General features: G+C 36.6%; 15 protein-coding genes. All 15 read right to left on the reverse strand.

What is annotated here, in order from left to right:
* Window positions 1-71 precede the first annotated feature (71 nt).
* Window positions 72-425, reverse strand: coding sequence for a diacylglycerol kinase family protein (locus tag M1D73_RS22130; RefSeq protein WP_000715464.1), 354 nt, complete (start codon window positions 423-425; stop codon window positions 72-74).
* The gene (ybeY, locus tag M1D73_RS22135) at window positions 422-892 is read right to left on the reverse strand and encodes an rRNA maturation RNase YbeY (RefSeq protein ID WP_001050397.1); all 471 of its coding nucleotides are present in this window, start codon (window positions 890-892) and stop codon (window positions 422-424) included. The genes M1D73_RS22130 and ybeY overlap by 4 nt, the downstream gene beginning before the upstream one ends.
* Entirely contained in the window at window positions 889-3,033 is a 2,145-nt protein-coding gene (locus M1D73_RS22140) for an HD family phosphohydrolase (protein ID WP_000091510.1), read from the reverse strand. The genes ybeY and M1D73_RS22140 overlap by 4 nt, the downstream gene beginning before the upstream one ends.
* A gap of 194 nt (window positions 3,034-3,227) precedes the next feature.
* Window positions 3,228-4,187, reverse strand: coding sequence for a PhoH family protein (locus tag M1D73_RS22145; protein ID WP_000840501.1), 960 nt, complete (start codon window positions 4,185-4,187; stop codon window positions 3,228-3,230).
* A gap of 3 nt (window positions 4,188-4,190) precedes the next feature.
* Entirely contained in the window at window positions 4,191-5,390 is a 1,200-nt protein-coding gene (gene yqfD / locus M1D73_RS22150; RefSeq protein WP_000792498.1) for a sporulation protein YqfD, read from the reverse strand.
* Window positions 5,391-5,551: 161 nt separating this feature from the next.
* A complete protein-coding gene (gene yqfC / locus M1D73_RS22155) occupies window positions 5,552-5,845 on the reverse strand; it encodes a sporulation protein YqfC (protein WP_000732269.1) in 294 nt (97 codons plus the stop codon).
* Between the two features lie 919 nt (window positions 5,846-6,764).
* A complete protein-coding gene (locus M1D73_RS22160; protein ID WP_000054562.1) occupies window positions 6,765-7,208 on the reverse strand; it encodes a GatB/YqeY domain-containing protein in 444 nt (147 codons plus the stop codon).
* Between the two features lie 15 nt (window positions 7,209-7,223).
* Window positions 7,224-7,397 (reverse strand): 30S ribosomal protein S21, encoded by a 174-nt coding sequence (rpsU, locus tag M1D73_RS22165; protein WP_000048061.1) that lies wholly within the window; start codon window positions 7,395-7,397, stop codon window positions 7,224-7,226.
* A gap of 320 nt (window positions 7,398-7,717) precedes the next feature.
* Entirely contained in the window at window positions 7,718-9,070 is a 1,353-nt protein-coding gene (gene mtaB / locus M1D73_RS22170; protein ID WP_000108680.1) for a tRNA (N(6)-L-threonylcarbamoyladenosine(37)-C(2))-methylthiotransferase MtaB, read from the reverse strand.
* A gap of 6 nt (window positions 9,071-9,076) precedes the next feature.
* Window positions 9,077-9,826, reverse strand: a complete 750-nt coding sequence (locus tag M1D73_RS22175) for a 16S rRNA (uracil(1498)-N(3))-methyltransferase (protein ID WP_121868074.1) — start codon at window positions 9,824-9,826, stop codon at window positions 9,077-9,079.
* Between the two features lie 144 nt (window positions 9,827-9,970).
* On the reverse strand, window positions 9,971-10,909 hold the full coding sequence (prmA, locus tag M1D73_RS22180) for a 50S ribosomal protein L11 methyltransferase (RefSeq protein WP_000872097.1): 939 nt from the start codon (window positions 10,907-10,909) through the stop codon (window positions 9,971-9,973).
* Between the two features lie 28 nt (window positions 10,910-10,937).
* The gene (dnaJ, locus tag M1D73_RS22185; RefSeq protein ID WP_000043946.1) at window positions 10,938-12,053 is read right to left on the reverse strand and encodes a chaperone protein DnaJ; all 1,116 of its coding nucleotides are present in this window, start codon (window positions 12,051-12,053) and stop codon (window positions 10,938-10,940) included.
* A gap of 204 nt (window positions 12,054-12,257) precedes the next feature.
* Window positions 12,258-14,093 (reverse strand): chaperone protein DnaK, encoded by a 1,836-nt coding sequence (dnaK, locus tag M1D73_RS22190; RefSeq protein ID WP_000034700.1) that lies wholly within the window; start codon window positions 14,091-14,093, stop codon window positions 12,258-12,260.
* Window positions 14,094-14,119: 26 nt separating this feature from the next.
* Window positions 14,120-14,686: a nucleotide exchange factor GrpE gene (gene grpE / locus M1D73_RS22195; RefSeq protein WP_000392711.1), complete on the reverse strand. Its 567-nt coding sequence runs from the start codon at window positions 14,684-14,686 to the stop codon at window positions 14,120-14,122.
* A 114-nt stretch (window positions 14,687-14,800) separates the two neighbouring features.
* Window positions 14,801-15,817, reverse strand: coding sequence for a heat-inducible transcriptional repressor HrcA (hrcA, locus tag M1D73_RS22200; RefSeq protein ID WP_000954941.1), 1,017 nt, complete (start codon window positions 15,815-15,817; stop codon window positions 14,801-14,803).
* Window positions 15,818-15,932: the final 115 nt, after the last annotated feature.

Here is a 15,932-nt window from a genome sequence, read left to right on the forward strand (position 1 = left end):
TGAAGAGATACACTCTCTCATTAAAGGCCCTTACGGCACTTCCAAAGCTTAATAAAAGCTTCGGAATGCAACTATACCATATACGGTAAAAAGATAATAGCACCAATTATAACAGCTATAATTGCAAACAATAAAACCGCTCCTGCCGCAACATCCTTTGCAATTTTTGCAAACGGATGAATATCGGCAGTCGCTAAATCTACCGTTTTTTCCACAGCCGTATTTACCATCTCTAAACTCATTACACTCCCTATTACAATAAGTAATATCATCCACTCTATTTTCGTAATATGGAAATAAAAGCCGCAGCATATAACAATGACTGCGGCTAAATAATGGATTTTCATATTTCGTTCATGACGAAAACAAAAGAATATACCAGCTATAGCATATCCAAAACTATCTATAAGTTTTCCTTTTTTCATCGTCCTAATCCAAAAGCTTCTAAAATTTCTTTTTGTCTTCCGAACATTTCTTTTTCATCTTCTTCTGTCATGTGATCATAACCAAGTAAATGTAAAAAGCCATGTAACGCCAAAAATCCAAGTTCACGATCGAAAGAATGTCCGTACTCTTCAGCTTGCTCTTTCGCCCTTGGAATAGAGATAATAAGATCCCCTAACATGCGCGGCATCTCTGCACCAACAATCTCCATTTCTCCTTCTCCCATCTCTTCCATGGCAAAGGATATTACATCTGTAGGTTGATCTTTATCTCGGTAATCACGATTAATTTCTCTAATGCGCTCATTATCTACAAATGTCACCGATACCTCCGCACCATCCTCGATATTTTCCATTTGAGCTGCTTTTTCTAACACTTCACGAATTAAACTCATATACTCTTCTTTTACTTCTTCTGTTTCATCAATAAAATCAATTAACAAATTCATTCTTTCTCCTTTTCTTCCGGAGGTTCCGGATATGTAATACGCGAATGGAAAATACCATTTAACGTTTCACACAACGTTTTTCCAACGATTTGTAGTTCCTTAAACGTCAAATCACATTCACTAAATTGACCGTCTTGCAGTCGATCTTTAATAATACTTTGCACCAAATTATTAATTTGTTCTGGCGTTGGGTGATTCATAGAACGTACCGCAGCTTCTACACTATCAGCAATACCAACAATTGCCGATTCTTTCGAAGTTGCTTTTGAACCTGGATAACGGAACATCTCTTCTGTATATTTTTCTTTATCTTCTTTAATAGCTTTATAATAAAAATATTTCAGTAACGTTGTACCGTGATGTTGCCCAGCGATATCAATAATTTCTTGTGGAATATGATATTCTTCGAGCATTCTTACTCCATCCGTTACGTGAGCAATTATAATATCTTTACTCGTTACAGGATCTAATTTATCATGCGGGTTTTTAATTCCCATTTGGTTTTCAATAAAGAATTGCGGTTGTACTGTTTTTCCTACATCATGATAATATGCCCCTACACGCGCTAATACACCATTTGCCCCAACTGCTTCACAAGCAGCCTCAGAAAGATTCGCTACCATTACACTATGATGATATGTCCCTGGCGCTTCTAACAAAATTCTGCGTAAAAGCGGATGATTTGGACTTGATAGTTCCATAAGCTTCATACTTGATACGATTCCAAGTCCACTTTCTAAATATGGTAAAATCCCCATAGCCAAAACGGATGATATAATCCCTGAAAGTGAAGCCATTAATAATTGCGTACCAATTTCAAGAGGCGAAAAATTCCCATTACGTAATAATAAAAGCGCCGCCAATACGACTACATTTAATACAGAAACGAGTATACCAGCTTGTAAAATCATTGTACGACGATTTTTTTCTCGCAAGAAAATACTAACCGATAACGAACTTAACAATACGTAAATCCCTACACTATAATTTAATGTACTCGTTACTCCTTCATTAAACATAATACTTCCGCATACAGAAAAAATCATACTCGTTAAAAAGACAAATCGATCACCAATCATTAGTTTTACAAGTATTGTTCCCATCGCAACTGGGACAACATATGCAATCCCTGCGTATTCAAGTTTTTGAAACAAACTAATGATTTTCATTAAGACGATTGTGATAGACAAAATTGTAATATACGCTAAAACATACGGTCTATCTTCTCTTTTTCTCTTTAAAAATAATTCAAATTGTTTATGCATAAAGTATAGTAACACACCAATGAGTACCGCTAATCCAACATAAGGTTGAAAACCGTTCCCTTTTTCTAACAAACCAACTAATTTCAACTGATTATACACATCACTTGAAATTGTTTCACCTTCTCTAACAAGAACTTGTCCTTGAAGAATATAAACAGGTGGAACTAAATCTTCCTCTGCTTTTCTCTTCTCTTTCGTTAAGATTGGGTCATAAAAATAGTTAGCTGAAATTGCATATCTTCCTAGCGCCTTAATTGATTCTTTTAAACCATTATCAACATTAACACTATTCATCTCACTTACATATCGTTCTTTCGCATCTTTCAATTCGTCCATTTTAATATGCTCAGTCATGATACTATTAATCGCTGTGACCGCAGCATCTTTCGCTAATACTAATTGGCTCGGATCTGCATTAATCAAATTCAGTAAGTTTGAATCAGATAACTCTTTCGTTAAGTCAGCGGGTAGTTTCTTTTTTAACTTGTCCACTTTCTCAGCATCAGTCATCTTTTTTTGATCATCCGGTCCAACAGCTTTAATCTCTTGCACCACTTCATCCACTTTAGCAAAGACGTCATTCACAATATCAACTTTGTTTTGTTTATACTCACTTTTATATGTATATTGATCTTCAACTTTTGTAGCGGCTTCTTTTTTCTTTTTATCCGTTGTAACTTTATCTTCAATTTTTATAGGAGAATGGATTGTCTTTTTCGCAATAGAATACATATTAACATCTAATTGTTCTGGTTTTACATTATTCATAAGCGCAAAAAACAGCACTGCTCCTAACACAACGTAAGAAATCCAACTTAGTTTTTTCGAATGTTGTAAATTACGAAACCACTTAGAAATTTCTTGAGATCTTGACATGATTTCAATACCTTCTCCTCTCCAGAAATAAAGTGAAACTATTTATAGCTTTCATTTCTTCTACCAAACGATACTTTGAGGCAATATTTTATACACTAGTACCAATAGTTTATTTTCCTTATCTTTCATGATAGTAAAAAATATGACGTTCGCCAACCTTATCATACAAAAAGAAATGATCCTGACAAATAGGATCATTCCATTTTATCATATGCCTCAATAATACGTTGCACCAATGGATGTCTCACAACGTCCGTTTGTTCTAATGTAATAAATGACAGACCTGATACACCAGATAAAATATTAGCAGCTATAGATAGCCCTGATTTTACCCCTTTTGGCAAGTCTACTTGTGAAGGGTCCCCTGTAATAACCATTTTAGAACTAAAACCTAATCTTGTTAAAAACATTTTTATTTGAGCACCCGTTGTATTTTGAGCCTCATCTAAAATAACAAATGAATCATCAAGCGTACGCCCCCTCATATAAGCAAGCGGAGCTATTTCAATTACTCCTCGCTCCATCATACGCTGCGTATATTCTTGTCCAAGAATATCATGTAAAGCATCATATAACGGGCGTAAGTATGGATCTACCTTCTCTTTCAAATCCCCTGGTAAAAAACCTAAATTTTCTCCAGCTTCTACAGCAGGTCTTGTTAAAATAATTTTCTTTACATATCCTTGTTTTAAAGCCCTCACAGCCATTACTACAGCTAAATATGTTTTTCCAGTTCCTGCAGGCCCTATCCCAAAGACAATATCATTCTTCTTCATCGCATGAATATATCTTCTTTGCCCCATTGTTTTTACACGAATGGATTTACCTTTTGCAGTCTTGAAAATTTCTTCCTCATATAACTCTTCAAATTGAGCAATTTTCCCTTGTTGTGCAAGCTGAATCGCATACGCAACATCTCTCTCTGAAATTGATATACTTTTACGAATTACAACAAGTAATTGCTGTAAGATTTTTTCTACGAGTGCCACCGTTTCAACTGCCCCAGATACATGAACAGTTTCTCCTCTAGTTACGATCGATACATTCAGTTCTCGTTCAATTACTTTTAAATGCGCATCATTAACTCCAAAAAGAGCGATTGCTTCGTTAGCATTTTCCAATTGTTGGTTCATTTCTACTAATTGTTCTGCCATTACTCAGTCTCCTTGAATATCGGATTCGGATATTGGTTGTGGCTCTGCAATATTTTCAACCACAGTATAATGCAATGTAACTTTTAGTTGATCCGCCTCAACCTCTTTACTCAAAATCTTATCACTTACAATCATAGCATGTTCATCCAATTTTTTCTTTAGTTCTTTTTCGGCCATCTCCTTCGCTACTTTCAGCGCTTGCTTTTCTGTATATTCTCGATTCGCTTCTTCCTCTTCTCTCACAACATCTTTTTCATATGCAATCGGCAGTGTAAAACCAAATAATTTCACATCATGCTTTACACTTTCAGTACGAGAGCGTTTATACTTATCATGCTGAAATCCCCATATTTTTATTTTCGTATCCCCAAATTTAAGAAAATGTTCATTGTATACATTACCAGTATACACTTGGAATTGCGTCTTTAACGGGACATCCACCTTAGATGTATACCACGTTTCGCCATATACAATACCTTTCGCTGAAACAATCGTCGGACTTTCCTCATTACCATATATTCCCGATACGAGAATCTGTCCTTTTTCTACATGATCATTTTTCAGTACAACCGGCTTTCCAACTTCTACAAACGTTTTTGTAATAATCGCTTCTTTTTTTGCTACTAAATTTTGCGGCCTTTGTTCCTTTTCTTTCTTCGGTTCGTTTTTTTCAACAATTTTAAAATGATAAGTCGTTCCCCTTACTTCTAGTCCCGCCCAAGTAATGGCATTAATATTATCTGTCAAATGGCGTTGTACATCTTCTACATTCGGCATTTGAAATTGTAGTTTCCCTTTTTTAATACCCATTTTATCCAATTCTTTCATCAATATATATTCTGTTTCAGGTTTAGCTCCTGTAATTTCAATTTTCCAAACCATATTTGACATTGCAATCACACCAAAAAAGAAAATTAAAAAACCAATTAAAAATCCACTGTTTTTAATTAAACGTTTATTCCAAAAAGGAAAACCATAACGTCCAATAAAATATAATTTACATTCATTTTTTCTATAAATTGGTTTTATTTTTTTCACATCGCGTAACAACATACAAAAAACTAACGTTTCATCAGCTATCTTTTTAACATCCCAAACTAATAAATTCCTCCGTACACATTCATTAACAAACCGTTCCGCTCCTCTACCTTCAATTCGCACTTTTACATATCCAAGCCACTTTATAAACCATTTATTTTTCATTTACCACCTTCACTACCTTTCTAAAAGTAGATATACTACTTTTTATTTGAAGCATTAAAATAGCTCGTACTAAAATAAAACAGAGTAAAACTGTAATCAGTCTCTATCAACGGAACTTTTACAGGATAAAGAAGAAAAACTTCACAAATGGAAGTTTCACTTCAATCACCTTTTTTTTCATTTTCTAAAAATGTTACTTGCTCAATTATCCCCTCGAGTAAAAGCTCTTCTGGAAGAATCGTTTTAATAACAAAGGATTGTCCTTTAATTAATAATTGACCGTGTTTTAAAAGCAATCGCACTTCTTTATCTGAAAACACTAATAACCCCCGATGATTTTCTATATAAATATGTATTTGCCCAACAAGAGTAATCCGAGGTAGATCCATTAATACATCCACTGGTAGGTCTACTTGTTTTGTCAACCAATTTTTCATTTGTTCTAATTTCTTCATCTCGAAAGACCCCCTCTCATCCCATATATATGTATTTCTTCACAAGTGCCTATCGTGTTATAACGACTTCACTAACATAACTATATTCTGCAAGAGTTCATATCATGTTAATTAAAACAGTCGCTATATGAAATCATATTTGTCAGGACAATGATGGATCAGAGGATGTTACCTTTAATAATAGAAGTATTAATACAAGAATATGCGCCCCTACAGGATATCAGTACAAGTTACATTAAGAAATTGAGCCTAGCGAGAAGTGGGAAACTTGAAAAAACCTGTTACAATTCGTTCTGGACGTGACATACTGACCATAGAATAAGTAGTTGTCATTTATTGGACAACTGAGATAAAGTAAAACTATAATCAATCCTCACCAATCGGGCTACCCGTTAATGCGGGATAAAATCAAAAAAAAAGAAAATTTCTTCACTCTGAATGTTACGTTGTAAGTAAGAATATTTTATAGATGGTTGTTATATGAATTTCAAAAAATATTAGGGTTCATTAAAAAATGAATTAATAAATGAGGAAATACGAAAGGAAATCGGCTTTGGTCAAGAAGTTTTGAATGTTATAAAACAAGTTACCGACAGTAATATCCAGCCATTTTATGCAACTGATGCAAAATCTAAAATAGTTAGAATCTCTTTCGTTACCTTTGAGGATTATGCTGAAGAGCAAGCTATAAAACTTCAATCTGAGTTTCAGAAGGCTCGGTACTTAGCTTTTATTCGCGAAAGAAGTTTTAGTCAAGGAAGTAAGAATAGGTGTAGAATCGGAATTATACAAGGAAATAATAAATTGAAACTTTAACTAGAGGGGTTTTTATCACTTACAGAAACGCTTTTTAAGCAATATAGCGTTTCTCCTTAATCAGAACAATAAAAAAACGTCTCATACGAAATGAGACGTTTTTTTATGCTAATAGCTGGATAACCAGCTTATTCACAAGTGATCCGTCTGTTTTACCTTTTACTTTCGGCATAACAGCAGTCATCACCTTACCCATATCTGCTTTAGAAGTCGCACCAACTTCAGAAATAACTTGCTTGATTACATCAACTAGTTCTTCTTCAGTTAATTGCTCTGGCAAATATGCGCTTAAAATCTGAATTTCACTTTGCAGTTTATTAACAAGGTCTTCACGACCAGCTTTTTTAAATTCAAGGAGGGAGTCCTTATACTGTTTTACTTCACGAGCTAAAACTGTTATTTCCTCTTCTTCAGTAAGAGTATGTTGCAGTTTAATACCTTCATTTTGTAAAGCAGCCTTAACCATACGAATAACGGTTAATTTTTCTTTTTGTTTATTCTTCATCGCTTGTTTCATATCATCGTTTAAACGACCGAGAAGACTCATAACTTACACCCTCTCTTAGAATTTACGCTTTCTTGCCGCTTCAGATTTCTTCTTACGTTTTACACTTGGTTTTTCATAAAACTCGCGCTTTCTTGCTTCAGCAAGTGTACCAGTTTTAGAAACCGATCTTTTAAAACGGCGAAGTGCATCCTCCAAAGACTCGTTTTTACGAACGACTGTTTTTGACATTCTCTTTCCCTCCCTCCGAAACATCACACTTACATACTAACTTCAGCATGCAAAAAGAAACACTTCTTCAGCATGTCTTTTACGATTATAATACATTTTATCACTTCAGGTCAACTATTTGGCAGAATAAAAGAAGAATAGAAGCATTTCCTTTTCAAAAGTTATGCAAATAACTAGTATCCTTCACTGATGAAGACAACTATATTTTTATCATTTCATCTTTTTTCATACAGGGATGCATGAAACGCCTCCCCACCTTCTATTACTTAACCGCTTCAAATAAAGAAAGCATGCAAACCGTTTCCGGTTGCACGCTCTTTTTATGCGCTAGCTGATTCTTTTTTCACATCATCTTCAAGAACACGAACAAATTGCGCTTCGTTATATGGATAACCAGCTTTCGTAATTTTCACTTTCACTAGCTTACCAATTAATTCTTCTGATCCTTCAAATACAATTTTCAAGTAGTTATCTGTATAACCTACATATAACCCTTCACGGTCGCCCTCTTTAAATTGCTCTTCCGGAATGATTTCAAGCACTTCACCTTCAAACGCTGATGCGTACTCTTTCGCTAATTGATTAGATAGCTCAATTAAACGATGAACACGATCGTTCTTCACATCTTCAGGAACTTGATCTTCCATGCGCGCTGCAGGTGTTCCTGTACGTTTTGAGTAAGGGAACACATGTAACTCAGAGAAGCGGTTCTCTTTAATGAAATTGTATGTTTCCATGAATTCTTCTTCTGTTTCACCTGGGAAACCAACGATTACGTCAGATGTAATCGCAAGGCCTGGTAACGCTTCTTTCAAACGATCTAAACGCTCTTGGAAGAATTCCATCGTATATTTACGACGCATACGTTTTAATACAGTATTAGAACCAGATTGCAACGGAATATGCAAGTGGCGTACAACTACTTCAGATTTATCTAACACTTCAATTACTTCATCTGAAATTTGACTCGCTTCAATAGAAGAAATACGAAGACGTTTTAATCCGCCTACTTCCGCTTCCATATCACGAAGTAATCCAGCTAAGTTATAATCTTTTATGTCTTCGCCGTATCCACCTGTATGAATACCCGTTAATACGATTTCTTTATAGCCTGCATCCACTAATTGTTGCGCTTGTTTAATAACTTCTTTTCCATCACGAGAACGCATTAAACCGCGCGCCCAAGGAATGATACAGAATGTACAGAAGTTATTGCAACCCTCTTGTATTTTTAAAGACGCACGTGTACGATCCGTGAAATAAGGTACATCAAGTTCTTCGTACACACGTGTTTTCATAATATTGCGGACAGCATTAATTGGTTGACGCTCTTTACGGAATTCTTCGATGTAACCTAACATCTTTTCACGATCCTGTGTACCAACTACAATATCCACACCCGGGATCGCCATAATTTCAGCTGGAGATGTTTGTGCATAACATCCCGTTACACAAATAACTGCATCTGGATTTTGACGCACAGCACGTCTGATTACTTGACGGCTTTTTTTGTCCCCAGTATTCGTTACTGTACATGTGTTAATAACATATACATCAGCTTTCTTTTCATATTCTGTTCTTTCATAACCACCTTGTTTAAACAATTGCCAAATGGCTTCTGTTTCATAGTGGTTTACTTTACAACCTAACGTATGGAACGCAACAGTTGACATTGATCATCACCCCATCAATTCAAAATGATACGAAGCAGCACTTAACGCGTATAACGGCGCCGTTTCTGTTCTTAAAATTCTTGGTCCTAAACTACATGGTACAAATTTATGTTCACGAAGCGCTGTAATCTCTTCCTCAGCTAAACCGCCTTCTGGGCCAAATACAATCAATAGCTTTTGACCTGGTTTCATTGTCGTTAAAGCTTTCGCAAAATTAGATTTCTCGCCTTGTTTTGCTTCCTCTTCGTAAGCAACAAGACAAGCATCATACTCACCACTCATTGAAAGCAATTGCTTAAATGATGCTGGAGCATGTACTTCTGGAATTTCACTTCTATGTGATTGTTCCGCAGCTTCTTTCACAATTTTTCTTAAACGCTCAACTTTTTTATCAGCTTTTTTCGCATCCCATTTTACGATAGAGCGAGATGCTTGAAATGGTAAGAATGCAGCTGCCCCAAGCTCAGTTCCTTTTTGAAAAATTAACTCTAGCTTGTCTCCTTTTGGCAGTCCACTTGCAATCGTCACGAAAACAGGAAGTTCACTTGACGCCTCTACCCATTCTACAATAGCCGTATTAATAAATTCACTGGTAATTTCATCAATTGAACATACTGCTGTTTTTCCATTTACACAGCAATAAATATAATCACCAGCTGACATACGCATCACTCTTGCGATATGATGTACGTCATCACCTACAATGCGAATACTTGTCTCATTTACATATTTCTCTTCTACAAAATAACGTTGCATATAATCACCTTAGTAGAGTTTCGTTCCTTTCGTAAGTCAACACTTACGAAAAGAACGAAACGTTATCATTTTTCATATAACAAACGGCAAGTCCCTCACCTTATAGTGAGAGACTCCCCTTTTCATTATAGACTAAAATCTATATTACGCATTTCGTGCAATAATTGCTACCCAATCTTCCATTCGTAACACTTCTTCAATTGTAAATCCAGCTTTTTCTAGCGCCTCAGAAATTACTTTTTCCTTCGCAGCAATAATGCCCGATGTAATAAATAATCCACCTGACTTCACAACTCTTGCTGCATCTTCAGGGAATAATAGAATAATTTCTGCTAATAAGTTAGCTACGATTAAATCAACAGGACCTTCAATACCTTCTAAAAGACTATTTTGTCCAACAGACACGATATCATCTGTTTTATTTAAACGTACATTCATTTCTGCACTTTCAACCGCAACCGGATCTAAATCATACGCTTGAACAGAAGACGCACCTAATTTTGCTGCTGCAATACTAAGTACACCAGAACCTGTTCCTACATCAATAATAGCGTCACCTGGCTGTACTGTTTTTTCTAAAGCACGGATACACATCGTTGTTGTTGGATGAGTTCCTGTACCAAACGCCATACCCGGGTCTAATTCAATGATTTTTTCATCAGGAGAAGATGGTGTATATTCTTCCCAAGTCGGTACGATTGTGAATGTATCAGAAATTTGTACTGGATGGTAATATTTTTTCCAAGCAGTAGCCCAATCTTCTTCATTGACTTCGTTAACGGTAATATTTCCAGTACCAATTTCGATGTCGTAAGATGGAAGCACATCAATAGATGATTTTACACCTGCAATCGTTTCATGTAAAGAATCGGTTTGCGGGAAATATGCTTTTATTAATACACCTTCCGCCGGATATTCATCTGGATTCAATGCATAAATTTCACCATATTGTTGCTCGCGCTCTTTCGTTAACTCCGCTGGATCCTCAATCGCAACTCCGCTAGCACCAGCTTCATGTAAAATATGAGAGACAGCTTCTACTGCTTCTTCTGTTGTATGAATACTAATTTCTGACCATTTCACAATTTACCAACTCCATTTTTTATTTCCATTATTCCCCTTTGAAAGCACGTTTAAGCTTTCCGAATAAACTATCATCCTGCTCTTCTTGTCCTGCAAATTCACGTAATAAATCTTTTTGCTGTGAAGTCAATTTCGTCGGTACAACAACACGAACGACTACATATTGATCTCCTTGACCGTATCCACGTACGTTCGGAGCACCTTTTCCTTTTAAGCGGAACTCTGTTCCAGTTTGTGTTCCTGCTGGGATTTTCAGCTTCACTTTACCATGAACAGTAGGAACTTCCACTTCAGCACCAAGTGCCATTTGTGCAAATGTTAATGGCATTTCGCAAATAATGTGGTCTCCTTCACGCTCGAAGAATTCATGATTTCTTACATGAACAACAACATATAAGTCTCCTGCTGGTCCGCCATTTACGCCGGCTTCACCTTTTCCAGACACACGAATTTGTTGACCATTATCAATACCCGCTGGAATTTTAACATTAATTTTTTTACGTTTACGAACTTTACCTGAACCGTGACATGTCGTACATTTTTCTTTAATAATTTGTCCAGTTCCTGAACAATGACCACAAGCTTGACGGTTTACGATACGACCAAACGGTGTGTTTTGTTCAACACTCACTTGACCAGAACCTGAACAATGTTTACATGTTTCTTTTGAAGTTCCTGGTTTTGCTCCACTACCTTTACAAGTATCACATGGATCTTCTACTGGAATTTCCACATTTAATTCCTTACCAAAAATAGCTTCTTCAAAATCTAAAGTGACTTGATATTGTAAGTCAGCGCCTTGGCGCGGAGCATTTGGATCACGACGTCTGCCGCCGCCACCGCCAAAGAAAGAACTAAATATATCTTCAAAACCGAAGCCACCACCGAAGTCTCCTCCGCCGCCAAATCCACCGAATCCTTGATTTGCACCAGCATGACCAAATTGATCGTACTGCGCACGCTTTTGATCATCACTTAACACTTCGTATGCTTCTTGTACTTCTTTAAACTTTTCAATTGCATTTTCTTCTTTGCTTACGTCTGGATGGTATTTTTTAGCCAAACGACGATACGCTTTTTTTATTTCATCTGTTGAAGCGCCCTTGCTAAGTCCAAGGACCTCATAATAGTCTCGTTTACTCATAAATTTACAACCCCCGAATCTTTCACATAAACGTAATTTTAACACCGAAAGAAAGTGCTTTGCAACAAAGTTTCCTCACTTACAGTATGCAAAGCGAAAAACTTAAGATCCTCACACATCGCTTCTCATTCGTGAAAAAAGCCAAAGTCAAGGCACGCTTGACTTTGACTTTTTGTCATCTTACTTATTATGTTTACAGTTGAATTACTTGTCTTCTTTTACTTCTTCAAACTCAGCGTCAACTACATTGTCTTTCTTCGCGCCAGCGTCTTGTGCACCTTGCGCACCTTCTGCTTGACCAGCAGCTGCTTGAGCTTGCTCGTATAATTTAACAGTTAATTGTTGTACGATTTCTTGTAAAGCATCTTTTTTCGCACGAATTTCTTCAAGCTCGTTTTTCTCGATTGCAGCTTGTAATGCTTCTTTCGCTTCTGTTGCTTTTGCAACTTCAGCTGCATCTACTTTACCTTCTAAATCTTTTACAACTTTGTCTGTTTGGAATACAAGTTGGTCAGCTTCATTACGAAGTTCAACTTCTTCCTTACGTTTTTGGTCAGCGTCAGCATTTGCTTCCGCTTCTTGTACCATACGTTCTACTTCTTCATCAGAAAGACCTGAAGAAGATTGGATTGTAATAGCTTGCTCTTTGCTTGTTCCTAAGTCTTTCGCACGTACGTTAACGATACCGTTCGCATCAATATCGAATGTTACTTCGATTTGTGGAATACCACGTGGTGCTGGTGGAAGGTCAGTTAATTGGAAACGACCTAACGTTTTGTTGTCAGCTGACATCGGACGCTCACCTTGTAATACGTGAATGTCTACTGCTGGTTGATTATCAGCAGCTGTCGAGAATACTTGTGACTTACTTGTTGGAATTGTAGTGTTACGCTCGATTAATTTCGTGAACACGCCACCCATAGTTTCAATACCTAAAGAAAGTGGAGTTACGTCTAATAATAGAACGCCTTCTACATCACCAGTAAGTACGCCACCTTGAACTGCAGCACCTAATGCTACAACTTCATCAGGGTTTACACCTTTATATGGCTCTTTACCAGTTTCACGTTTAATAGCTTCTTGTACAGCTGGGATACGAGTAGATCCACCAACAAGAATAACTTTATCTAATTCGCTTGGAGCAAAACCAGCGTCTTTTAATGCACGACGAGTTGGCTCTAATGTTCTTTCAACAAGACCTGCTGAAAGCTCTTCGAATTTCGCTCTTGTTAACGTTAATTCTAAGTGTAATGGACCAGCAGCTCCCGCACTAATGAATGGTAATGAAATTTGAGTTTGTGTTACACCAGAAAGATCTTTTTTCGCTTTTTCAGCTGCATCTTTCAAGCGTTGAAGCGCCATTTTATCTTGGCTTAAATCAATGTTATTTTCTTTTTTGAACTCAGCTACTAAGTGATCGATGATAACTTGGTCAAAGTCATCGCCACCAAGACGGTTGTCACCAGCAGTTGAAATAACTTCGAATGTGCCGTCTGCTAACTCAAGGATAGATACGTCAAATGTACCGCCACCTAAGTCATATACTAAGATTTTTTGTTCTTCGTCTTGTTTTTCTAAACCGTAAGCAAGTGCTGCTGCTGTTGGCTCGTTAATGATACGCTCAACTTCTAAACCAGCGATACGACCAGCATCTTTCGTTGCTTGACGCTCTGCATCGTTGAAGTATGCAGGTACTGTAATAACAGCTTTCGTTACTGTTTCACCTAAGTATGCTTCAGCAGAAGCTTTTAAATTTTGTAAAATGATTGCAGAAATTTCTTGAGGTGTATAATCTTTACCTTCAACTTCTACTTTGTAGTCTGTACCCATATGACGTTTAACAGACATGATTGTATTTGGGTTTGTAATTGCTTGGCGCTTTGCAACTTCCCCAACTTGACGTTCTTCATTTTTGAAAGCTACAACAGAAGGTGTTGTACGGTTCCCTTCTGGATTTGGGATAACCTTTGGTTCTCCACCTTCCATAACAGCTACACAAGAGTTTGTTGTACCTAAGTCAATACCGATAATTTTACTCATGGCGAATCCTCCTAGTTTTATGTAAATTATTGATTTACTTTTACCATTGATGGGCGAATCACACGGTCTTTTAATTTATAACCTTTTTGGAATTCTTCCACAACCGCGTTTGATTCAAATTCACTATCTTCCACTTGCATAATAGCTTGGTGTTCATTAGGATCAAACTGTTTACCAACAGCTTCAATCACTTCCACACCTTCTTTAGTCAGCGCTTCTAACAATTGACGATGCACCATCTCCATACCTTGTAACAATGATTTCGTTTGCTCATCAGTCGCTTCCACTTGCATTGCTCTTTCAAAATTATCAAGAGCTGGCAAGATGTCTGAAACTAGACTTTGTGCTCTATATTTTTCAGCAGCCTGTTTATCCATTTGGACACGGCGCTTATAATTTTCAAAATCAGCTTGTAGACGTAATGTGCGACCTTCCGTTTCCGTTAGTTTCGCTTGTAACTCATCTACTTTTTCTTGTAAAAGAGCAGCCTCACTTTTTTCTTCTACAGTTTCTTCACTGTTTTCTGGCGTGACAGCTTCTTCAACTTGCGCTTCTTTTACTTCTTCTACCACTTGTTCGTTACGCTCTTCCACAATATTCACCTCCTTAAAAGGTATTAGGTATCATGCATAGCATGATTACCTAATCATTATATATTACACACAGCAATGAAAATTTCATCACTTGAGCGAATGTATTACTCTCATTTACTTTTTAAGCCCATCAGTAAATTGTCTCGTAAATAACTGTAACAAACTAATTACACGAGAATATTGCATTCTCGTAGGACCTAAAATAGCAATTGTTCCAAGTTGCTCTTCGCCGATCGAATATGTTGCAGAAATTAAACTACAATCCTCCATAGCCGTCGAAGAGTTTTCCCTACCAATTTTCACTTGAATCCCGACTTGTTTATGACGCAAAATGTCATAAAATTCGGCTTCATTATCAATCATGGTAAGTAAAGATCTAACCTTTTGAATGTCATGGAACTCTGGCTGCGAAAGCATATTTGCTTTTCCTCCAAAGTATATCTTTTCCGATAACGGAACTTGAAATGTACCATCCAACATTTTTATTGCACTATCGTAATTATGAACATACCCACGTAAAACTGTAACAATTTCCTTAAAGATTTTATTATGAAGTTCTTCCATCGGTACGCCAGATAGCTTTTCATTTAAAATATTAACCATTTTTTCTAAATCTGATAAATCAACAGATTCCGGAACGGTAATCGTTTTACTTTGTACATGCCCTGTATCGGTTACAATAATAGCGACTGCAGTTTGACGATCAAGCGGCACAATTTGTACATTTTTAAGTTTATTTGTACTTAACTTCGGTCCAAGAACAATTGCCGTATAATTCGTAAGTTCTGATAAAATTTGAGCAGATTGCTGTGCAATTTTTTCCGCTTCAAAAATTCTTTCAGCAAATAAATCTTTAATTTGTACAATTTCAGCGTTCGGTAAGTTTTGCGGCGCTAAAAGATGGTCTACATAAAATCGGTAGCCTTTCTCAGAAGGAACACGTCCAGAAGAACTGTGCGTTTTTTCAATAAAACCTAATTCTTCTAAGTCCGCCATTTCATTTCGAATAGTAGCTGAACTAAATGTGATTTCATCTTTTTTAGCCAACGTTCTAGACCCAACGGGCTGCGCTGATCCAATAAAGTCATCAATAATTGTTTGTAAAATTAAGAGCTGACGTTCCGTAAGCATCTCATCATCACCTCTGTTAGCACTCTTTGTCTTTGAGTGCTAAATCTATTAATAACTTACCAAAATTGACATTCAATTGTCAACGGAAACGTCACGAAATAATGAAACTTTTTCA

The sequence above is a fragment of the Bacillus sp. PK3-067 genome, assembly GCF_056738645.1.

Excerpts from the sequence above, each read along its gene's own strand:
- ybeY (WP_001050397.1), bottom strand. The coding sequence starts at position 892 with ATGAATTTGTTAATTGATTTTATTGATGAAACAGAAGAAGTAAAAGAA.
- M1D73_RS22140 (WP_000091510.1), bottom strand. The coding sequence starts at position 3,033 with ATGTCAAGATCTCAAGAAATTTCTAAGTGGTTTCGTAATTTACAACAT.
- M1D73_RS22130 (WP_000715464.1), bottom strand. The coding sequence starts at position 425 with ATGAAAAAAGGAAAACTTATAGATAGTTTTGGATATGCTATAGCTGGT.
- rpsU (WP_000048061.1), bottom strand. The coding sequence starts at position 7,397 with ATGTCAAAAACAGTCGTTCGTAAAAACGAGTCTTTGGAGGATGCACTT.
- dnaK (WP_000034700.1), bottom strand. The coding sequence starts at position 14,093 with ATGAGTAAAATTATCGGTATTGACTTAGGTACAACAAACTCTTGTGTA.
- M1D73_RS22175 (WP_121868074.1), bottom strand. The coding sequence starts at position 9,826 with ATGCAACGTTATTTTGTAGAAGAGAAATATGTAAATGAGACAAGTATT.
- M1D73_RS22145 (WP_000840501.1), bottom strand. The coding sequence starts at position 4,187 with ATGGCAGAACAATTAGTAGAAATGAACCAACAATTGGAAAATGCTAAC.
- mtaB (WP_000108680.1), bottom strand. The coding sequence starts at position 9,070 with ATGTCAACTGTTGCGTTCCATACGTTAGGTTGTAAAGTAAACCACTAT.
- hrcA (WP_000954941.1), bottom strand. The coding sequence starts at position 15,817 with ATGCTTACGGAACGTCAGCTCTTAATTTTACAAACAATTATTGATGAC.
- M1D73_RS22160 (WP_000054562.1), bottom strand. The coding sequence starts at position 7,208 with ATGAGTCTTCTCGGTCGTTTAAACGATGATATGAAACAAGCGATGAAG.
- yqfC (WP_000732269.1), bottom strand. The coding sequence starts at position 5,845 with ATGAAGAAATTAGAACAAATGAAAAATTGGTTGACAAAACAAGTAGAC.
- dnaJ (WP_000043946.1), bottom strand. The coding sequence starts at position 12,053 with ATGAGTAAACGAGACTATTATGAGGTCCTTGGACTTAGCAAGGGCGCT.
- yqfD (WP_000792498.1), bottom strand. The coding sequence starts at position 5,390 with ATGAAAAATAAATGGTTTATAAAGTGGCTTGGATATGTAAAAGTGCGA.